The sequence below is a fragment of the Agathobaculum massiliense genome (assembly GCF_900291975.1).
In the GTDB taxonomy this organism is placed as follows: domain Bacteria; phylum Bacillota; class Clostridia; order Oscillospirales; family Butyricicoccaceae; genus Agathobaculum; species Agathobaculum ammoniilyticum.
The window spans coordinates 647,085-665,913 of sequence record NZ_OMPN01000001.1 but is presented as its reverse complement, the minus strand read 5'-3'; the positions used below and the strand labels follow the sequence as shown (position 1 = coordinate 665,913).

Annotated in this window: 26 protein-coding genes and 1 pseudogene; 18 read left to right on the top strand and 9 right to left on the bottom strand. The window is 55.9% G+C overall.

The window, feature by feature from the left end; all coding sequences use genetic code 11:
* Window positions 1–2 precede the first annotated feature (2 nt).
* The 7 genes from DBQ51_RS03330 (at window position 3) to DBQ51_RS17415 (ending at window position 2,743) form a co-directional block, all read left to right on the top strand.
* Window positions 3–569: a sugar O-acetyltransferase gene (locus DBQ51_RS03330; protein ID WP_054326897.1), complete on the top strand. Its 567-nt coding sequence runs from the start codon at window positions 3–5 to the stop codon at window positions 567–569.
* The gene (locus tag DBQ51_RS17330) at window positions 566–700 is read left to right on the top strand and encodes a hypothetical protein (protein ID WP_277997717.1); all 135 of its coding nucleotides are present in this window, start codon (window positions 566–568) and stop codon (window positions 698–700) included. Before DBQ51_RS03330 ends, DBQ51_RS17330 begins: the two co-directional genes overlap by 4 nt.
* A gap of 60 nt (window positions 701–760) precedes the next feature.
* Window positions 761–958: an aldo/keto reductase gene (locus DBQ51_RS03325; protein ID WP_054326898.1), complete on the top strand. Its 198-nt coding sequence runs from the start codon at window positions 761–763 to the stop codon at window positions 956–958.
* Window positions 959–992: 34 nt separating this feature from the next.
* The gene (locus DBQ51_RS03320; RefSeq protein ID WP_107630782.1) at window positions 993–1,985 is read left to right on the top strand and encodes an alpha/beta hydrolase; all 993 of its coding nucleotides are present in this window, start codon (window positions 993–995) and stop codon (window positions 1,983–1,985) included.
* Between the two features lie 141 nt (window positions 1,986–2,126).
* Complete coding sequence (locus tag DBQ51_RS16455; protein WP_153802381.1) at window positions 2,127–2,285, top strand: hypothetical protein; 159 nt, start codon at window positions 2,127–2,129, stop codon at window positions 2,283–2,285.
* Entirely contained in the window at window positions 2,282–2,443 is a 162-nt protein-coding gene (locus DBQ51_RS16450; RefSeq protein ID WP_159068062.1) for a hypothetical protein, read from the top strand. The genes DBQ51_RS16455 and DBQ51_RS16450 overlap by 4 nt, the downstream gene beginning before the upstream one ends.
* Before the next feature lie 30 nt (window positions 2,444–2,473).
* Entirely contained in the window at window positions 2,474–2,743 is a 270-nt protein-coding gene (locus DBQ51_RS17415) for a nitroreductase family protein (protein ID WP_107630781.1), read from the top strand.
* A gap of 48 nt (window positions 2,744–2,791) precedes the next feature.
* Here DBQ51_RS17415 and DBQ51_RS03310 read toward each other — a convergent pair.
* The 4 genes and pseudogenes from DBQ51_RS03310 to DBQ51_RS03295 all read right to left on the bottom strand — a co-directional run.
* Window positions 2,792–3,412, bottom strand: a pseudogene (locus DBQ51_RS03310) (SIR2 family NAD-dependent protein deacylase); the annotation flags it as partial.
* 15 nt (window positions 3,413–3,427) lie between these two features.
* Window positions 3,428–3,907 (bottom strand): macro domain-containing protein, encoded by a 480-nt coding sequence (locus DBQ51_RS03305; protein WP_407923278.1) that lies wholly within the window; start codon window positions 3,905–3,907, stop codon window positions 3,428–3,430.
* 38 nt (window positions 3,908–3,945) lie between these two features.
* Window positions 3,946–4,623 (bottom strand): hypothetical protein, encoded by a 678-nt coding sequence (locus DBQ51_RS17665; protein WP_442908793.1) that lies wholly within the window; start codon window positions 4,621–4,623, stop codon window positions 3,946–3,948.
* Between the two features lie 114 nt (window positions 4,624–4,737).
* Complete coding sequence (locus DBQ51_RS03295; protein WP_107630779.1) at window positions 4,738–5,139, bottom strand: pyridoxamine 5'-phosphate oxidase family protein; 402 nt, start codon at window positions 5,137–5,139, stop codon at window positions 4,738–4,740.
* A gap of 143 nt (window positions 5,140–5,282) precedes the next feature.
* Here DBQ51_RS03295 and DBQ51_RS03290 point away from each other — a divergent pair, with 143 nt between their 5' ends.
* Together DBQ51_RS03290 and DBQ51_RS16445 are read left to right on the top strand one after the other, a co-directional pair.
* A complete protein-coding gene (locus DBQ51_RS03290) occupies window positions 5,283–5,636 on the top strand; it encodes a winged helix-turn-helix transcriptional regulator (RefSeq protein WP_054326903.1) in 354 nt (117 codons plus the stop codon).
* Window positions 5,637–5,896: 260 nt separating this feature from the next.
* Window positions 5,897–6,064, top strand: coding sequence for a hypothetical protein (locus DBQ51_RS16445; RefSeq protein WP_159068061.1), 168 nt, complete (start codon window positions 5,897–5,899; stop codon window positions 6,062–6,064).
* Window positions 6,065–6,243: 179 nt separating this feature from the next.
* Here DBQ51_RS16445 and DBQ51_RS03280 read toward each other — a convergent pair whose 3' ends face one another.
* Both DBQ51_RS03280 and DBQ51_RS03275 read right to left on the bottom strand, forming a co-directional pair.
* On the bottom strand, window positions 6,244–7,035 hold the full coding sequence (locus tag DBQ51_RS03280; RefSeq protein WP_242977810.1) for a RibD family protein: 792 nt from the start codon (window positions 7,033–7,035) through the stop codon (window positions 6,244–6,246).
* Window positions 7,011–7,853: an aldo/keto reductase gene (locus DBQ51_RS03275; protein WP_107632123.1), complete on the bottom strand. Its 843-nt coding sequence runs from the start codon at window positions 7,851–7,853 to the stop codon at window positions 7,011–7,013. Before DBQ51_RS03275 ends, DBQ51_RS03280 begins: the two co-directional genes overlap by 25 nt.
* A 396-nt stretch (window positions 7,854–8,249) precedes the next feature.
* On the opposite strand from DBQ51_RS03275, the gene DBQ51_RS03270 reads away from it, so the two are divergent.
* From DBQ51_RS03270 to DBQ51_RS03240, 6 genes are all read left to right on the top strand, one after another.
* Entirely contained in the window at window positions 8,250–9,173 is a 924-nt protein-coding gene (locus DBQ51_RS03270; protein WP_054328223.1) for a LysR family transcriptional regulator, read from the top strand.
* 11 nt (window positions 9,174–9,184) lie between these two features.
* A complete protein-coding gene (locus tag DBQ51_RS03265; protein WP_107630777.1) occupies window positions 9,185–9,706 on the top strand; it encodes a DUF6933 domain-containing protein in 522 nt (173 codons plus the stop codon).
* A gap of 78 nt (window positions 9,707–9,784) precedes the next feature.
* Complete coding sequence (locus tag DBQ51_RS03260) at window positions 9,785–10,480, top strand: response regulator transcription factor (protein WP_107630776.1); 696 nt, start codon at window positions 9,785–9,787, stop codon at window positions 10,478–10,480.
* 143 nt (window positions 10,481–10,623) lie between these two features.
* Window positions 10,624–11,517 carry a sensor histidine kinase gene (locus DBQ51_RS03255; protein WP_407923277.1) on the top strand — a complete coding sequence of 298 codons (894 nt, stop codon included), beginning with the start codon at window positions 10,624–10,626 and terminating at the stop codon, window positions 11,515–11,517.
* 73 nt (window positions 11,518–11,590) lie between these two features.
* Window positions 11,591–12,274, top strand: a complete 684-nt coding sequence (locus DBQ51_RS03250; protein WP_107630774.1) for an ABC transporter ATP-binding protein — start codon at window positions 11,591–11,593, stop codon at window positions 12,272–12,274.
* Window positions 12,271–14,658 (top strand): ABC transporter permease, encoded by a 2,388-nt coding sequence (locus DBQ51_RS03240; protein ID WP_242977809.1) that lies wholly within the window; start codon window positions 12,271–12,273, stop codon window positions 14,656–14,658. Before DBQ51_RS03250 ends, DBQ51_RS03240 begins: the two co-directional genes overlap by 4 nt.
* Before the next feature lie 422 nt (window positions 14,659–15,080).
* Here the strand turns inward: DBQ51_RS03240 and DBQ51_RS17505 are convergent, their stop codons facing one another.
* Both DBQ51_RS17505 and DBQ51_RS17500 read right to left on the bottom strand, forming a co-directional pair.
* Window positions 15,081–15,320 carry a sporulation initiation factor Spo0A C-terminal domain-containing protein gene (locus DBQ51_RS17505; protein WP_107630773.1) on the bottom strand — a complete coding sequence of 80 codons (240 nt, stop codon included), beginning with the start codon at window positions 15,318–15,320 and terminating at the stop codon, window positions 15,081–15,083.
* Complete coding sequence (locus DBQ51_RS17500) at window positions 15,307–15,633, bottom strand: transposase (RefSeq protein ID WP_107630772.1); 327 nt, start codon at window positions 15,631–15,633, stop codon at window positions 15,307–15,309. The genes DBQ51_RS17505 and DBQ51_RS17500 overlap by 14 nt, the downstream gene beginning before the upstream one ends.
* A 486-nt stretch (window positions 15,634–16,119) precedes the next feature.
* Between DBQ51_RS17500 and DBQ51_RS03225 the strand changes: the two genes are divergently transcribed.
* The 3 genes from DBQ51_RS03225 to DBQ51_RS03215 all read left to right on the top strand — a co-directional run bounded on the left by DBQ51_RS03225 (window position 16,120) and on the right by DBQ51_RS03215 (window position 17,522).
* Window positions 16,120–16,251 carry a type I-E CRISPR-associated protein Cas7/Cse4/CasC gene (locus DBQ51_RS03225; RefSeq protein WP_107630771.1) on the top strand — a complete coding sequence of 44 codons (132 nt, stop codon included), beginning with the start codon at window positions 16,120–16,122 and terminating at the stop codon, window positions 16,249–16,251.
* A gap of 102 nt (window positions 16,252–16,353) precedes the next feature.
* A complete protein-coding gene (locus DBQ51_RS03220; RefSeq protein ID WP_159068059.1) occupies window positions 16,354–16,800 on the top strand; it encodes a type I-E CRISPR-associated protein Cas6/Cse3/CasE in 447 nt (148 codons plus the stop codon).
* Window positions 16,797–17,522 (top strand): CRISPR-associated endonuclease Cas1, encoded by a 726-nt coding sequence (locus DBQ51_RS03215; RefSeq protein WP_107630769.1) that lies wholly within the window; start codon window positions 16,797–16,799, stop codon window positions 17,520–17,522. Before DBQ51_RS03220 ends, DBQ51_RS03215 begins: the two co-directional genes overlap by 4 nt.
* A gap of 906 nt (window positions 17,523–18,428) precedes the next feature.
* Here DBQ51_RS03215 and DBQ51_RS03210 read toward each other — a convergent pair.
* Window positions 18,429–18,770 (bottom strand): GIY-YIG nuclease family protein, encoded by a 342-nt coding sequence (locus DBQ51_RS03210; protein WP_107630768.1) that lies wholly within the window; start codon window positions 18,768–18,770, stop codon window positions 18,429–18,431.
* Between the last annotated feature and the right edge of the window lie 59 nt (window positions 18,771–18,829).

Sequence of the window (18,829 nt, the reverse complement as noted above, 5' to 3'; positions counted from 1 at the left end):
TAATGCACGAGACAAAAATCGAAGAACAGGCAAAACGGGCTGGCCTGCCCGTCTACCAGTACATGCGCGTCGCGTCTCAACGCGCCATGAAGCTGAGCGCAGAACTCAACTTCTCTTACCACGAGCCGGAGGAGGTCGCGCGGCTGTTTTCCGAACTCACCGGCAAACCGGTGGGTGAGGGGTTCTGCCTGTTCCCGCCCTTTTACACCGACTACGGCCAGAACATCACGGTCGGCAAGAACGTGTTCATCAACACGAGCTGCCATTTCCAGGACCAGGGCGGCATCACCATCGGGGACGGGGCGCTCATTGGTCACAACGTGGTGCTGGCCACGCTCAACCACAACGAGAACCCTGCCCGCCGCGATGAGCTCATCCCCCAGCCCATCGTCATCGGCAAGCGGGTGTGGATCGGCGCGAATGCGACCATTACCCCGGGCGTGACCATTGGGGACGGGGCCATTGTGGCCGCCGGTGCGGTGGTCACGCGCGACGTACCCGCCGGGATGGTGGTGGGCGGCGTACCCGCCCGCATTCTGCGGCCCCTCCGAAAGGAGGAAACGCTGTGAAAAAACGCCGGCTGTCCCAGCTGCTGGCCTACAGCCTGACCCTGAGCGCCTGCGCGGGGATGTTCCAGAGGATTGGATGGGAGGTCTGGATACTCCCATACCCCTGCTGCGGCCGAGAGCAGCCGGTTTGATTTTGACACCCGCCGCGTCACCCTGAACAGCGGCTACGAAATGCCCATCTACGGCTTGGTATGTACAGCCTGCATGGCAAGCCCTCCGCTCAGGTTATCCTGCGCTGGAGCCTGCAAAAGGGCGTGGTGGTCATTCAGGACTCGAGCAACCCCGACCACATCAGGGAGAACACCGAGCTGTTCGACTTTGCGCTGACCGACGAGGAGCTGGTGCAGATCAAAGTATTGGACCGCAACGAAAAACACGACTGGTACTAACATTTCCGGCCATAACGAAAGGATAGATACCCTCATGGAAGAACTGCATCTGACACAGGAATGGGATAAGACCTTCCCGCAGAGCGCGTCTGTCGCGCACAGCAAGGCCACCTTCTGCAACCGCTACGGCATCACGCTCGCGGCCGACGTGTACGTCCCCAAGGATGGGCAGGGCAAGAGGGCGGCGATCGCAGTGTGCGGGCCGTTCGGCGCGGTCAAGGAGCAGGCCGCGGGCCTGTATGCCCAGACCATGGCCGAGCGCGGCTTTGTGGCGCTGGCCTTTGACCCCTCGTTCACCGGCGAGAGCGGCGGCGCGCCCCGCTACATGGCCTCGCCAGACATCAATACCGAGGACTTCCAGGCCGCGGTCGATTACCTCTCCCTGCGGGAGGATGTGGACGCGGACAGGATTGGCCTTATCGGCATCTGCGGCTGGGGCGGGCTGGCGCTCAACGCGGCCGCGCTGGACACCCGCGTGCGGGCTACCGTGGCCGCGACCATGTACGATATGGCCCGCGTGAACGCCAATGGATATTTTGATGCCGAGGATTCGGCCGACGCGCGCTACGCCAAAAAGCAGGCCCTCAACGCCCAGCGGCTCGAGGACTGCAAAAACGGCGCTTATGCGCTCGGCGGCGGCGTGGTTGATCCGTTGCCCGCAGACGCGCCCTTCTTTGTCAAGGACTACTACGACTACTACAAAACGCCGCGCGGCTACCATCCCCGCTCGCTCAACTCCAACGGGGGCTGGAACGTGACCGGCTGCATGTCATTCTTAAACCAGCCGATTTTGCAGTACAGTAGCGAAATTCGCAGCGCGGTGCTGCTGGTACACGGCGAAAAGGCGCACTCCTGCTACTTCAGTCGGGACGCATACGCCGCCATGGTCGAGGGCAGTCCCTACGCGGACAACAAGGAGCTGCTGCTCCTGCCCGATACCGTCCACACCGACCTGTACGACGGCGGCGGCAAAAACGCCATCCCGTTCGACAAGCTGACGGAATTTTTCCAGGCGTATCTGGGATAAATACCGACGCCGCAGAGAGCTGGACGGGACAGGCAGAAAAAGGGCGTGCCGCCAGGCGGCACGCCCTTTCCGGCTTCGCGGGGGTGCGCTCTATTGCGTTTGACCACGTGCCGCGGTATGATAAGGGCAGGAGGGAAAGCGATGGATATGGGGCTGTTTTTGGAGCTGTTCCATGCCGCGCGCTATGCGTACATCCGCATCAGACAAAGGAACGGAAGGGCGCTCTGCTCCAAAGGGAACACTCGCTGGCGGGAGCGCGTTGCATCCGGCAGGGCGATCTGGTCGGGACAAGGGGCGTGACCATACACATCGATACGCCGGTTCATGCGCCCCTGGCGGCATGGTCGGGAGAATATGAGAAAGAAAAGGATTTCTGCGCCAATTATGATGTGCTGCATAACGGAGTGGTTCTGGCGCGGGCGGTTCGCGCCTTTTTACAGTTTGTCAGACCGGCATAAAACAGAAATACGGAAAATGAATCACGAGCCATGAAACACAGGTATTTTACATTTCGGAAAACGCGGCTTATCCTATTGAGGTGCGGAGCGGCGCAGTCGTCTCCGGAGAAACAGAAAAACCCATCCGCACAGGCGCTGTATGGGCAGGAAGCCTTGCAGGGAAACATACAAAATGGATTTTTTGAAGCGGTCAAAAAACGGTATTCATGCAAAAAATTTGACGGACGGGCGGTGGAAAAGGACCGGCTGGAAGCGGTTTTAGCGGCCGGCCGGCTGGCTCCTACGGCCAAAAACCTGTAGGAGCAGCATGTCTATGTTGTGCAGTCCGAGAGCGGGCTCGCCAAGCTCGGTCAGGCGCCAGAAGGGGTATTTGATGATGGCCGGCGTATTGCCGCCCACGCCTAATTCCAGATACACCACCCGCAGCCTCTCGTGCTGATGGAGAAAGCGCTCATATCGCTCGGCGGCGGCATACCAGCCGCTGTCCTGCACAAAGGTCTGATCGCAGCGGAGGTTCATGGACATGGGCCGTCCGCACACCGGACAGCGGGGGAGCAGCTCCGCCGGCACACGCATATCCTTTTGTTCGGCGGCCATGCGGCGGACGGTTTCTTCATTGTCCCAGGTCTTTTGGCAGCAGGGCTTTGAACACTGCCACAGGCCGTAGTCCCCCTGAGTATAGAACAGCCTCTCTTTATCAAATCCGGCAAGCTGGAACTGATGGTCCACGTTGGTGGTCAGCACAAAGTAGTCCCTGCCGCTCACCAGCCGCAGCAGCGTGTCATAGACCGGTTTCGGAGCCCTTTCGTAGCGGTTGATCATGATGTGGCGGCTCCACCAGGCCCAATATTCCTCCGGCGTTCCGAAAGGATAGAAGCCGCTGGTATACATATCGCGGATGCCATACTTCCGGATGAAATCCCCGAAGTGTTTTTCGAAGCGCTGGCCGGAATAGGTCAGGCCCGCCGTATCTGCGCAAACGGTTCAGAGCAGACTGCGGTAGAGGTTTGCGTCAATATCCTTGAAAACATTGAAAATTATCGTTCTGATGGAAGTAGGTGTTTGCAGGAATGCTTTGACCGTGCGGACTGCGATAGCCGCCGCCTCCGGATGGGGGAAGCGGAATTCTCCCGTGGAGATGCAGTAGAACGCCACGCTTTCCAGGGACTGCGCCGCCGCCAGTTCCAGACAGGCGCGGTAGCAGGCGGCCAGCCGCTCCCGATCGCGTCGGGTCACACGGCCCTGTATGATGGGGCCGACGGTGTGCAGCACATAGCGGGCGGGCAGGTTGTAGCCTTTTGTCAGCTTGGCCCGCCCTGCGGGTTCCGGACGGCCCTGCTGCTCCATCAGATGGTGGCAATCATCTCGGAGCTGAAGGCCCGCCGCCGAGTGGATGGTGTTATCGATGCACCCGTGGCAGGGGACAAAGCAGCCAAGCAGACCGCTATTGTTCGCGTCTACAATGGCGTCTGCGTTCAGGCGGGTGATATCCCCCTGCCATCTTATCCGAAATGTCGGTTATCGCACCGTGTACGACCTGCTTCTGCGAAAGGCTTACCCGTCGCGCCGCTCCACCGCCCCAGCCGGACAGATGCGGTAGCAGTTGCCGCAATGGAGACAGTGCGCGGTGTCGATGCTGCGGGGAAACGAAGCGCTGATACAGCCCGCCGGACAGACGATGCGGCACCCCTGACAGCCGATACACTTGTCCGGATCGATGCAGTATCCGCTTTTCCGTGCGGCCCCGCCGCCAAAGGAAAAGCACTGGCGATAGGGAGGAAGCTGTCCCAGGTCAAAATACTCCCCCTCGCCTTTGTAAATCCGAAAGACTTCCAGCGCGTCACAGCTTTTTCCGTAGGATAGATTTTGGCCATATAAGGGTTTTTCTCAAAAATCTCCGCCAGACGTTCCTTTCCAATGCTGCGCACCGCACCCCGCAGGGAAATCGCCAAGGTGGAAAGCGTATCGCGGCCTTTTATGCCGGTGAACGCTACGAAAGGCTTTGCCGTCAGGCGGGTGTAAAAGGCTTTGCCCCTGACGGTCAGGAAATAAAGACCCGCGGCATCCGCCAGCATCAGGTCGATCACACAGGTCTGGGGCAGGCCGTGCGTATCCAGGGTGGCGAACACAGTGGAATGGATGTCCGCCTGAAGGGTTGTCAAAATCTCTTGCGTTGTCATTGCGCGGTCTCCTAGTGAAAGCGGAAAGGCGGTTACGGAAAACGGACGCGCGGCCCAAGCCGCCAGCGCTTGTGCGGGGCGGCTTGGACCGGCTTCCGAGGGCTGTCCGCAGGCTTACAGGTCATATTCCCGCGGTGGGTTGCCGGAAAAATCAGCGATCACAGCGTGCGTACCGGCCAGATAGAATACCTCGAAAATGGGGTTGTCAGCGGTTTGGTACTGGCTCTTGACGATGGGGTTTTGGAGACACATCTCCTTAGCGGGCAGGCTGTCCTCAAAGACCGCTTTGCCGTTCAGGCGGATCCAGGCGTAGGTGGGGCTGGAGACGCTGATCTCCACACAGGGATTGGCCTGCATATCCTTGTAGACCTCTTTCTGATTGTTGGTGCAGAACCACAGCCTGCTGTCCATCTCCCCAGCGAACATAAAGGGGCGGCACTTGGCCTTCCCGTCCCGTCCGACGGTGGCCAGATACTGCACCGGATTCTCGATCAGGAATGTTACAACTTCGTTCATTTTTTTGACCTCCAAACTGTTTTCTGTGGGAATGGGTTGCTTTTTGCTTCCGCTGCTATTATAATACTTCCATACAGCCCTGCTGTAAAGTAAGTACAATATTGTGCCATAGTTACCATTTGGATACTAAGGGAGGGATACGGATGGAAGCCGAGAAGCCGGTGAGCCGGAAGCCTGTAAGGGAACTGCCGGCCTGCCCTGTGGAAACGACGCTTACCCTCATCAGCGATAAATGGAAGGTGTTGATCCTCCGTGACCTGATGCCGGGAACAAAACGGTTTGGAGAGCTGAAAAGGTCCATCGGCCATGTAACGCAGAAGGTCCTTACCGCGCAGCTTCGGGAGATGGAAGCGACTGGACTGTTGACCCGCAGGGTTTTTGCGGAGGTGCCGCCCCATGTGGAGTATACGCTGACCGACCTGGGATACAGCCTCAAGCCGGTTCTGGATGTCATGTGGAACTGGGGCGAGGCATACAAGGCGAAAAACGCACAATAAGAAGCAGGCCGGGGATGGTTTTCCCCGACCTGCTTTTTTTACTGCGGGAAAGACTGCCGGCCTTTTGCGGATTACGCATGGTGGCGATGACACGCCCGCCGTGTTCCGCGAAATATCGGGTGGTTTCACAGCCGATGCCGGAGGATGCGCCCAGGATAAAATATGAAACGATTTTGGACCATATCCGCCAGCCGATGCCTGCGACGCGGTTCTTCAGGTGCAGGCTGCGGAAACCGCGATCAATATGGTGCGGGACGGTATTGGAATCGGAATATATGACGGAAACGCTGGCGGCAGGGCATGCGAAATATCCGGTTAATCTGGAAATCACTTTTGAGATTGGCCTGTTCGCCAACGATTTGAACGACCTCACACCCACCGCAGCGCAATTTGTTCAGAGCATCACGCATGACCAGTCCGCTGGATAAGCGGGAAGACAGCGGCGTGTAAACCGGAAAGAGCGGCCGATGGGGGACGACCGGAGGAAAACAGCAAAATGAACAAAGCGCCAAGGCCGTATAGCCTTGACGCTTTCCCTGTGGTTTTACCAAATTATTTATGGGTGCATATACCATCCCAGATGCTGGAAGCGTACCGTGCGGGATGGTCATCCTTGGGGTATACCTTGCCGTTCCACCTTATAGCGCAGCCATACGGCGCTGCCGGGGAGGGATTTGGCTTCCAGCAGGGTAAAGCCTGCGGCAGTGTCGTCGCTGATGCCCGGCTTTTCCATAAACAGGGTTTGGGCGCTGGCGGAACCATCGGCGCAGGGCGCAATGACCACGCTCACCTCATCGCACAGGCCGGCTTGGATAAACGACCAGTTGAGTACCGCGCCGCCGCCCAGCATCAGTGTATTTATGTGGAACAGCGCGCGCAGCTTTTGCAGAGCCAGGGTCGCGTCAAGCGTTTCCTCTCCGGCGATAATGTAAGAAATCCCCAGCCTGCGCAGGAAAGACTTGTAGGTGTTGGACGCCCGTGCGGTCAACACCTCGATCACATGGGCGGTGGTCGTTTCGTAGTGCAACACGGCATCCTTCCAGCCCAGGCGGCCGGCAGGATCGATGGACACATAGTACATACCGAAGTCCGGCTGGGCCGCGAAATCCCCGTCCGGCACGGGGAGCGCGTTCTCCTCCAGCGCGGGCTTTTCATAAAAGGTGAAGTTGTCATCAGTGGTCACCCGTCCGGAGAGCCAGCCCTGGTGCCGGTAATAGGGCTTTTCACCAAAGGCGATGCGGTAAAAGGCTTCGCCGGCTTCTGCGGCGGCAGGATGGTTCATGTAATTGCCCATGATCTTCCCATCCAGAGAGGTCATCATGTGGCAGAAAATATACGGCCTTGTCACGCGGAACTGCTCCTTTCCAATAACGCTCATCGCATCAGCGACATGAACCATTCCACCGTCTCCGGATCATAGTGGGAGAAGAACGCGCTCTCAGCAGTGTCCAGGGCGGCGATAGCGGCCATGTCGTCCTCGTTCAGGGTAAAGTCAAATACATGGAAGTTTTCCTCCATCCGCTTGACGTGGACAGACTTGGGAATGACTACCACACCGCTTTGGAGCAGGAAGCGCAGCGCGGTCTGGGCTACGGTTTTGCCGTATTTGGCGCCGATCTCGGTCAGGACGGGGTTGGTGAACATCTGGTTCCGGCCCTCGGCAAAGGGACCCCAGGATTCGATCTGGGTATGATGCTTTGCCAGCACCTCACGGGCGACCTTCTGCTGCTGGAATACATGGGTCTCCACCTGGTTGACCGCGGGCGTTACCTCGGCAAAGGTGGTCAGGTCGATAAAGCGGTCGGGGTAGAAATTGCTCACGCCGATCGCGCGGACCTTGCCGTCGCGGTAGGCCTTTTCCATCGCCCGATAGGTACCGTAGTAATCCCCAAAGGGCTGGTGGATGAGCAGCAGGTCCACATAATCGGTCTGAAGGGCTTGCAGGGAGGCGTCGATGGAAGCAGCAGCCTTTTTCTCGCCGGCGTTGGCGATCCATACCTTGGTGGTGAGGAACAGCTCGTCACGGCTGACGCCGCTCTTGCGCCAGGCGTCGCCCACGCCATGCTCGTTGCCGTAGGCCTGGGCGGTGTCGATGGAGCGGTAGCCCACGCGGATAGCGTCGGCCACGCACCGTTCGGTTTCAGCCGCGGCCACCTGATATACGCCGTAGCCTAGTTGGGGCATCCTGACCCCGTTGTTCAATGTTACATAATCCATGGTGTTTCCTCCTGTTTTGATCGATGTAATTATGTTTTGAGCGGTCCGTAAAAATACAGGGGCGGTCGCGCCGCCGTCCACCAGAAAGTCCGCGCCGGTGATGAAAGCGCTGCGGCTGCCGATGAGCAGCTCGGCCACACCCGTCACCTCGCCCGATGTGCCGGGGCGGTCTGCCGGGCAGTTGGTGAACATGTTCTTATAAAAATCCCCGCACGGGCCATTAAATTCGTCGAGCTCCAGAGGCGTGACGATGATGCCGGGGGAGGGAGAGCAAGTGCTCTGTGGGAGTGGTGGCCAATTGTTCGTCCTCCTCTATTGTACCAGCGGCAGCCTTGACGGGGAATCTCCAATGTGTTAGCATGGTATCAACCTATTGTTAATACATAAGGAGGGGCTATGCTCAACCCATTACTTACTACCTTCCTGACGGTGGCAGACTGCGGCAGCTTTACCAGTGCCTCCAAGCGGCTGTTTATTTCAGCCACGGCGGTGATGAAACAGATGGACGTGCTGGAAGCGCATTTGGATTTGCGGCTGCTCGAACGCACCCCGCACGGCGTGCGCCTTACCGCGGCAGGGGAAATGATTGCGCGGGATGCGAGGTTTTTACAGGACTACGCAAGACGGTCGGTGGACAGCGCCCGGGCTGCGACAGCCGATGCGGAAACCACCTTCTGCGTGGGGACCTCGCTGCTCAACCCTGCCAAACCGTTCATGGATCTGTGGTACCAGGTCAATCGGGCGTTCCCCGGCTACAAGCTCCATCTGGTCCCTTTTGAGGACGACCATCAGGGTATCCTTGCCGAAATTGGCAGACTGGGAGAGAAGTTCGACTTCCTTGTGGGGGTGTGCGACTCCCGCGCGTGGCTAGACCAATGCAGTTTTCTGGCGCTGGGTACCTATAAATGCATGGTGGCGGTACGGCGGGAGCATCCTCTGGCCGCAAAGAAGCGGCTGACGCTTTCCGACCTGCATGGGCAGACCCTGATGATGGTGAAGGCGGGGGATTCAGGCCTTAACGACAGGCTGCGCGCGGAGCTGCGAAAGAACCATCCGCAGATCCAGGTGGAGGACACCCCTCGGTTTTACGATATTTCCGTGTTCAACCGCTGCGCAGAAACCGGGCATGCGCTACTTACGCTGGAATGCTGGCAGGATGTCCACCCGGGACTGGTCTCGCTTCCGGTGGAGTGGGAGTACGCTGTTCCATACGGCCTGCTTTATGCCACGTCGCCCTGTCCGGATGTGGAGCGGTTTGTACGGACAGCGGAACGCGCGGCCGACCGGATTCGGACGGAGAAAAATCAGCATGCCCCATGAGGTGAAGTGAAATGGAACTGGGACTGACCTTCCCCCTGCAGCGATTCCTGAAAATGAAAGCGCCCGACTACGGCACACAGACGGACCGGCGCTTTTGCTGGGATCTGCATGTGATAGATCTGCGGGGCAGGAAATGCTTGCTCGTGGTCCATTGTCACAGCCGCTATGCATTCGTGCGCTATGATGCGATGCCCTTTCAGTGGGCGGATATCCCCGCACTGTTCCGTATCGGGCTGACGGACAGCCTCACAGCCGCCGGTTTTCCGGCAGCGCGGATTGAGGAGTATCTCGGTCAGGCGGGGGAGCCGTATGCCACCCGCACCCATGGCCGGCGGGAAGTGGCGTTTCTCAATCGGGTGTGGGAGGATGTGCTGGCACTCGATCTGTGGCTGGATACCAGCTGCCAGGCGCAGCCCTTGCTGGATTATTCCGTGAACGCCCGTCCGGGCCGGTGCGTGGGATTCGAGGGATTGGGGACGGGACTGAAGCGGATCGCGTGGACATTGGGGGCTGAGACTGCCGCGGCGTTGTAAAAGCGCGTTCGTTGTATTATCCAACGGAAGCGGTATAATGAAAAGGCGGAGGATATTGGATAAGGATGGTAGCAGCCAATGAAGCGGATATTTTTTGTAGAAGACGACCTGAGTCTGATCGGCGGCCTGTCATTTGCCCTGAAAAAGCAGGGATATGAGATCGACATCGCGCGAACCAGCATGGAAGCGGAACAACTGTGGCAGGATGGAACCTATGATCTGGTCATTCTGGACGTGGCACTTCCGGACGGCTCGGGCTATGATCTGTGCAGGAAGATCCGGGAAACATCCAGGGTGCCGGTCATGTTCCTGACCGCGGCGGACGAGGAGACCGACATCACCATGGGGCTGGACATCGGCGGCGACGATTATATTACCAAGCCTTTCAAGCTGGCGGTATTCCTTTCCCGCGTCAATGCGCTACTTCGCCGGAGCGAAAACTTCAGCCGGACCGAGCCGGAACTCAACTCCAACGGCATCAAGGTGTTGCAGCTCAAGCGGGAGGTCTATAAAAACGGGGCACCGATCGACCTGACGGCCAGCGAATACAAGCTGCTGTGCCTGTTCATGGAGAACCCAGACATCGTGCTTTCGCCGGAGCAGATTTTGGGCAGGCTGTGGGACTGCGAGGAAAACTATATCGACAGCAGCACCCTAACGGTCTATATCCGCCGGCTGCGCACGAAAATTGAGGACGACCCTGCCAATCCGCAAAACATCGTGACTGTCCGCCGGATGGGCTATAAGTGGAATACAGCGGGGCGGGATGCGTGATGAAAATACTGGTGAACCGGAAAATCAAGCGGCTGCTCTATGCAGTGCTGCTGATAATCGCTGCATTTTCCATCTTTTCTGTCGTCTGTGCTGGGATGGAATTACAGCATGCGGCGGTTTATGCGCTTTTGTCGTGTGCCGGCATGGGGATTGCTGTTTTCGCTGCGCTGTATCTGTATTTCCGGGCGCAGAGCAGGATGATCGAAAACGCCGCGGCGCAGATCAAAGACTATATCGCGGGGAACCGGAACGCCCGGATCGAATGCGACGAAGAAGGCGAACTGTACCGCCTGTTCCACGAGGTCAACTCGCTTGTCGCTGTCCTGAACGCCCACGCCGAAAACGAGAGACGCTCCAAACGGTTTATGAAGGATACCATTTCGGATATTTCCCACCAGCTGAAAACCCCGCTGGCTGCGCTGAATATCTTTAACGGCATTATACAGAAAGATGCAGACGATGCACAAACCATCCGGGAATTTGCGTCCCTCTCCGAACAGGAACTCGACCGGATCGAAACACTGGTCCAGAACCTGCTCAAAATCACCAAACTGGACGCGGGAACGATCGTGATTGAAAAGGCGGAGCACAACATATCCGAAATGATGGGCAGGATCGAAACACAGTCTGCTTATCGAGCAGCGCAGGAGGGGAAAACGCTGATCTTGTCCGGTGATGATGCGGCAACGCTGTGGTGCGACCGGAACTGGCTGATGGAAGCGGTCGGCAATCTCGTGAAAAACGCCCTGGACCATACCGCCCAAGGTGATGAAATCCGCATCACATGGCGGGCATTTGCGTCGGTTGTCCAGATCGTGGTGCGCGACAACGGCAGCGGCATCCACCCGGAGGACCTGCCGCATATTTTCAAGCGCTTTTACCGCAGCCGCTTTTCCAAGGATACGCAGGGGATCGGGCTGGGGCTTGCGCTGACCAGGGCGATCGTGGAAGCGCATAACGGCACCATCGAGGTGGACAGCGAGCTGAGCGCCGGCACGACCTTTACCATGAATTTTCTGATTCCTACAAAATTGTAGGCTGTGTGTCATCCGGCAGTAGGGCGCGCGTGGTACTCTTTCTATACCGAATCAGAAAGAGGTGTGAGACCGAATGGATCTATTAGAGGTGCAAAACGTTTGCAAAACCTATGGGAGCGGCAAAGTTGCCGTACATGCATTGAAAAATGCGAGCTTCACGGTTCCCAAAGGCGAATTTGTCGCCGTGGTCGGGGAGTCCGGCTCGGGCAAGAGCACGCTGCTCAACCTGATCGGTGCGCTGGACACGCCGACCTCCGGCAAGGTATGGATCGATGGCCGGGATATTTTCTCCATGAAGGAGCGCAGCCTGACGATTTTCCGCCGCCGGAACATCGGCTTTATCTTTCAGAGTTTTAACCTGATCCCAGAGCTGACCGTGGAACAGAATATCGAATTCCCTGTCCTGCTGGACTACCGGAAACCGGACAAAGCCTATCTGGAAGAACTGCTGACCGTGCTCAATTTGCAGGAGCGCCGCCATCATCTGCCCAGCCAGCTGTCCGGCGGCCAGCAGCAGCGCGTGGCGATCGGGCGCGCGCTGATCACCCGCCCTGCGCTGATCCTTGCCGACGAGCCGACGGGCAACCTCGATACGCAGAACAGCAGCGAGGTCATTGCCCTGTTGAAGCAGGCTTCCAGAAGCTATGAGCAGACCATTATCCTGATTACCCACAGCCGGAGCATTGCGCAGACCGCGGACCGGATTTTGCGGGTATCCGACGGCGTGCTGACCGATTTCGGGAGGTGCCGGGAATGAGGAGCTATCTCAGCCTGATCCCGATTTCGGCGAAGGTGCACCGGCGGCAAAGCCGCATGACGCTGCTTTGCATCATCTTTGCGGTATTCCTTGTCACGGCGATTTTCAGCATGGCGGATATGCTGGTGCAGTCCGAGACCATGCACACAAAGGAAACGCACGGGAACTGGCATATCCAGATCCGGAATATCACGGAAAGCGATGCGGAAACGATCCGCGCACGCACGGATGTGGCCGCTGCGTCGTGGTATGATGTGGTCAACCTCGATCAGAGCAGGGCATATACGATCGACGGCAGGCAGGCTGCCCTGTGCGGTATCGAAGAACCCTTCCGAACAGATATCATGCGATACTTTGACGAGGCTTCCAGTGTGCAGGCGGATGATGCAGCCATCCTCACACCGAATGCGAAGGAGCTGCTCGGTGTGACGGTGGGCGAAAGCATGGAACTGGACACGCCTGCCGGCAGCTATACATTCCGTGTAACGGGCTTTCGCAGCGACGACAGTCGGTACGCCAACAACAACGGCAGCGGCGAGACGACAGCCTTGCTGGTGGATGAGGATCAGGTCGGCGTGTTCATGAACATATCCGCGTTCCGCAGGATCATGCAGGATAACGGCGATACGGGCAGCGCCTCGTATTATGTGCAGTTTGGCAGCCATGCCAACATGAAAAAGGCGATCGCGGAGATCAAGGAACAGTGCGGTCTGGCGGATGCGGACGTCCAGCAGAACTTTATCCTCATGGGACTGGCAGGGCTGAGCGACAATACGCTGGTGAAAAACGTGTATCCGCTGGTTATTATTTTGTTCCTGCTGGTGCTGATCGCAGGCGTGCTGATGATTTCGGGCAGCCTGAACAGCACGATCGCCCAGCGGACGCAGTTCTTCGGCATGATGCGCTGCGTCGGCATGAGCAAACAGCAGGTTGTCCGCTTTGTGCGGCTGGAGGCGCTGAACTGGTGCAAAACAGCCGTGCCGATCGGCGTGCTGCTCGGCACATGTCTCGCGTGGGGTCTGAACGCGGTGCTGCGGTATCTGGTCGGCGGCGAATTTTCCGAAATCACGGTGTTCGGGGTGAGCACAGTCGGCATTGTCAGCGGTGCGGTGCTCGGCGTGCTGACGGTTTGGATCGCGGCCCAATCCCCGGCAAAGCGCGCAGCAAGGGTTTCGCCGATTGCGGCGGTGTCCGGCAATGCGGCGGGCGGAAAGCGCAAACCGCACAGGGCAAAAGCGCGTTTTTTGAAGATCGAGTCCTCGCTGGGTGTTTCCCATGCGGTTTCGGCAAAGAAAAACCTGTTCCTGATGTCGGGCTCGTTCGCACTCAGCATCATCCTGTTCCTGTGCTTTTCCGTGCTGGTGGAACTGCTGGGGTGCCTGCTGCCGACGTCGCTGTCCGCGCCCAATCTGACGATCGCAAGTAGTGCTTACTCCAATACGGTGAACCATGCGCTGGTAGACACAATCAGCGGCATGGAAGGCGTGACGCATGCGTATGGGCGGATGTATGCGGAAAATATTCCGGCAGCATTCGATGTGGATACAGAGCAGACGACGGTGGATCTGATTTCTTATGACGAGTCACAACTGGGCTGGCTCCCAGACGATGATATGCTGCGGAAGGGGAGCGACCTGTCCAAGGTATATGGGGACAGCGGCTATGTGCTGGCCATCTGGGATAAGGATGTTCCGCTTGATGTCGGGGACAAAATCCAGCTCGGCGGTTTCGAGGTGGAGATCGCCGGTATGCTGAAATACAGCCCGTTTTCCAACAGCGGCCGGACGGATGGGGAGATCATCCTCATCTGCTCCGAGGAAACCTTTACGCGGCTGACAGGCATGCGGGATTATGCGATCATCGACATACAGGTGGCGAAGAGCGCGGCCGACCAGGATGTAGCTGCAATCCGTGATCTGGTAAACGGCCGGTACGAATTTACAGACAGGCGGGACGAGGGCGACCGAAGCACCTATTGGGCATTCAGCCTGTTTATCTACGGGTTCCTGGCAGTCATCGCCCTGATTACCGTGTTCAATATCGTCAACAGCATTTCCATGAGCGTGTCCGCAAGGATGAAGCAATATGGCGCCATGCGGGCGGTGGGGATGGACGGGCGACAGTTGACAGGGATGATAGCGGCGGAAGCGGCTACCTATGCGTTTTCCGGCTGTATCATAGGCTGCGCGGCAGGGCTGTCGCTGAGCAGGCTGCTGTATGACAAGTTGATTACCAGTCATTTCCCCTATCACACATGGAGCCTGCCGGTGCCGGCGCTTTGTATCATTTTGCTGTTTGTGCTGAGTGCGACGGCCGCAGCGGTCTATGCGCCGTCCAAACGGATACGCCGTATGGCGATCACAGAAACCATAAACGAATTGTGACAATATTGGCATATATGGAAAAACGGAGCGCCCTGAACGATTTGGTTGAGGGCGCTCTTATATTGCTGGATTATAAGAAAGCCATATGAAATAGCGTCAGGAATACGAAGTGAGATGATGTCTGACAAACGATAAATGGTTTGCAAACGGATGCTGCATGGAAATGCTCAAAAAACTGAGAACATTTATAGTATGGAAAAGAATGGCGGATTGAGTTGAAATAATAAAGCTGGGAAATGATAAATAAATATTAACCAGACAGATCAGTTGGGATGCACTGTTAGGGAAATTTTAACAATTAACTATAATGGTAAAATCCCATCAATGTGTAGGCGAAAATAAGGGAGGTGCGAGAGGGGAAAGACCAGCTATAAAAAGTTAAGAGGTTAGTACGAAAAAGGTGAAAGAAAGATGAGAAGTGATCAGAGTATGATAAGGTGCCGCGGAGCAGTCTGCGGTTGAGAGGGATGCAGTATGTAAGAAGCGATGATCTCAATAAATTCAGAGGCGGTAGGGATACAGGTCAGGGGATAGCCAGCTATCTTGCACAACAGGATGGGATTGATCTTATAGGCCCTTTCCACAGCGGTTCGGATACTGCGCTCTACAGTAGTCCACTGGCAGTGAAAGTGTAAAGCAGGAAAAGCGCTATTTGTCGCTATTGTTCGGTATTATTCGACACGTTTTGTATCTGGGTGGTACCGGCTGCCACAGCCTTTCCTCTTTAAGGATGGTGTGGATGGTGTTGCATAACTTTCTGGAAACAGAGCAGATGGTGGTGAGATGGTGTTTGCCGCGGGCAAGGAGGGATTGATAATACTCTGAGAGAACGGGGGCGTAAAAAGCCGCCCTTGAGGCGGCAAGCCAGACAGCCTTCCGGAGATAGGGCGAACCGCGTTTGGAAATTTCCTGCCGGGTTCCGATAAACTCTCCGTACTGTGTGACCCGCACATCCAACCCGGCAAAGGCAGCCAGCTTGTTGGGGCGTCAAAGCGGTGGATGTCTCCAGCTTTGCTCAAAATAAAGGATGTCCTAAATGCCAGGAATGGTAGTGATGCAGCTGCCGGTCTGCTTCAGCAGAGAGGATATTTGAGCCTCCAGCTCCACGATTTGTCCCTCCAGAAACGCCAATGTTCAATGAGTTGCCGGCTCTGAAATACAAAAGCGTCCTTGGCAAAGTTCACCCCGAAAGAATCGGCTGCCGCAGCTTTCTCTTTTCCTAATCGGCCGTGGCTGGCTTTCGCCAGAAGATTAGAGAGTATGCGGGTGGAAATGGACAACAACTCCTCCGGCGTGGGATATTGGGAGAGTATTTTTTGGGAGGCAGCGCCAAAGGTGTCTGAAAACAAGTGACAGATTCGTGACGAAGAACTGTCCGAAGCGCATGATCTGGGCAATGATGAAGCTGTCCTTCCGGTCATTCTTTGTCTGTAAATACATTATACGAGGAGAAAATACCTGATGCTGTATGAAATCCACATGATTAAGAATTATCCGCCGACCAATTTGAACCGTGACGATACCGGCGTGCCAAAAATCTGCATGTTTGGCGGGGCGCAGTTTCCGTCGCATTACGAGTGCGAACCGGAGTAGTCGAACTTGACATTGATGACGCGCCAGAATGGCAGGGGGGAGATGGGCAGCCGTCAATTTGAGCAGAGACGCGTGTGGCGCGGCGTGATAGCAAGGAGGAGAATGATGTATCTGACAAGAATTGACTTGCGCCCGCAAGTGCGCGCGATTCAACGGGCGATGGGAGACTGCCAGCAGATGCGCCGTCTGGTAAGCGGACTGTTTCAAAGCGGCAGAAAAGAATCTGAAATCCTATACCGCCTGCGTGCTGATCGGGGGATGACGGCGCAGTACCTGTATTCAACTACACCAGTAGATCAGAGCGCGTTGACTGCAGGGATGGCTTTTGCCGGCGAACGGGATCTGACAGATTGGTTAAAGGAATTAGGGCAGATTTGGAGGGGAGATCTTCTGACTGCCCCAACTAAAAAGTGGCGGCGGAGGGACATTAAAACAGCCGCCGACGGATCCTGCGTGAAAAAACAGGGCGGCTGGAATGGCCCTTGCACAAGGCGGCGCAATACGGATTTGATCTGTTGCAGGCAAACGAGAAGGAAAGCGTCCACATGATGGGAAATCATGCGCGGGAGCAAGGCGGAAGAATGCATTGGTGCTGGAAAAGCATATGGAATGGGAATGCCTTTGTTGCGGAGGCAAGGATGAAAAATTTGCAGGAACTGCCGAAATTAAGGGACAGCATTACATATCTCTACTTGGAGCATGCTGCTATTGAGCAGAATGATGCTGCTATTATTGCCATTCCAAAAGATGGACTTCCTATTCCGATTGCAGCCATGACCTGCTTGTTGCTTGGATCGGGAACAAGCGTGACCCATGCGGTGTTCGTGCAATTTGTGAAAATGGATGTATGGCGATCTGGTGCGGTGAAGGAACTACCTGTTTTATGCGGCGGGAATTGGAGAGATGAGAAGCGCAAAGAATCTGCTCTGTTCATGGATGAAGAACTGCATATGCAGGCGGTGAGGCGGATGTACGCACTCCGCTTCCCAAAAGTAAAAACAGATCACCTGACCTTGCAGCAAATTCGCGGCATGGAGGGGATCCGCGTACGTAAAGCGTATGAGCTTGCCCGCCGTATAACTGGCGTTAAGTGGAATAAGCGTTTCTACAAAAATCAGGATTGTGATATGGTGGGTCCGGTCAATCAAGCGATGTCGGAAGCCGATGCGATGCTTATGGTATGGCTTGTGCCATGCTGCAATCGTATCGCTGGGCTGCTCTCCAGGGCGTGGCTTTATTTACGCCGGCAAACAGTTGTCATTCGTATATGATATTGCAGATTTATATAAGGCGGAGACGACCACCTCAGCAGCATTCGAGGCGGACAGTATCACGACATATCATCAAAGGAAACCTGTATGCGCTGTAGGAAATATGTTCCAATGATAGGCTCTGCATACGCGGGGATGGAGTAGCTACTTTCAATCTTAACGAAGTGGAGATTTAGAAATTGACATTCTTTGTTGGTTCCAAGTTTCCACTATGCGAACGGTATTCCTGCCTTTCGTTGATGTAGGTATGGACTACTTCATGCACTTCCACAGAAATCTGTTTGGGATGATACGCCGTACCGTTAATTCGTACTTCAAGTGATACATTAAACGTATCCCAAAGCCACAATACATTGCAGAGCGGCATCCTTTTACACCTTGAAAATGCTGTTTCGGACCTGTTTGTTCATCAAATCGATTACACAGGATAGGCATGGAGCATCGAGCTGCAATTGCACTGTGACATCAAAAAAGATTCTGTAAAAAGGCGGTCAGTCAAGGCCACACAGGGGATTAAATGTGGCTTTTTCAGAAGAACCTCCCAGCAAGTAATCTGTGTAAATTTTGATTTTTGTGCAAATGACTGAACAAGAGCAATTTGGGGCACACGTTGCTCTGTTTCGTATCTGCTCAACACTTGTTTGAAGGTTCCAAGCCACTATGCAATCTAACTCTGAGACATATTTCGTTTTTTGGGGATCTCGCACAAGGGGGATTCCCCTAAAAATATAATGGCGCTATTCCCCCTCAAAGTTTTGTATAGGAACAAGACAATCAATGTATTTTAACGCACCGTACCGCAAAGTAAGACAGTAATTTCACCCGAAAGCGCACCGTTTTTCCAAAACCGCAAGCGTCGAAGCGGTTTTGGAAAAAACAAGACTGGGAGGTGGGGCGTTTCCTTTTTCAGTATTGCGGTGCGTCCGCCAGCTTTTCCTGCCATAGCTCGAACAACGCTTCAATATCGCTTTTGAATTCGGCTTCGGTCTGCGTCTCCTTTTGGGTCAGTACCTCCAACACCTCAAAAACGAATGCCCAGCCACCGTTTTGCCAGTCCGCCTGCAGGGCGTGGTCGGTGCAGGAACCGGTCATCTGCGCGAACTGGAAGCGGTTTTCGCTGCCGCGCAAGTCGAGCGTGCGGCGCAGCAGGATGCGTCCGGTCTGTGTGTTGCGGATCTGGAAAACCCCGCCCTGCTGGCGGCGCGCCTTGTAGGCTGCCACGGCTTTGCGCCGCTGCTGCTTTTCCATGGGAAGCTCCTTCCTTTGAATTTACTAAATTACTAATTTACTAATATTATAACGGTTGG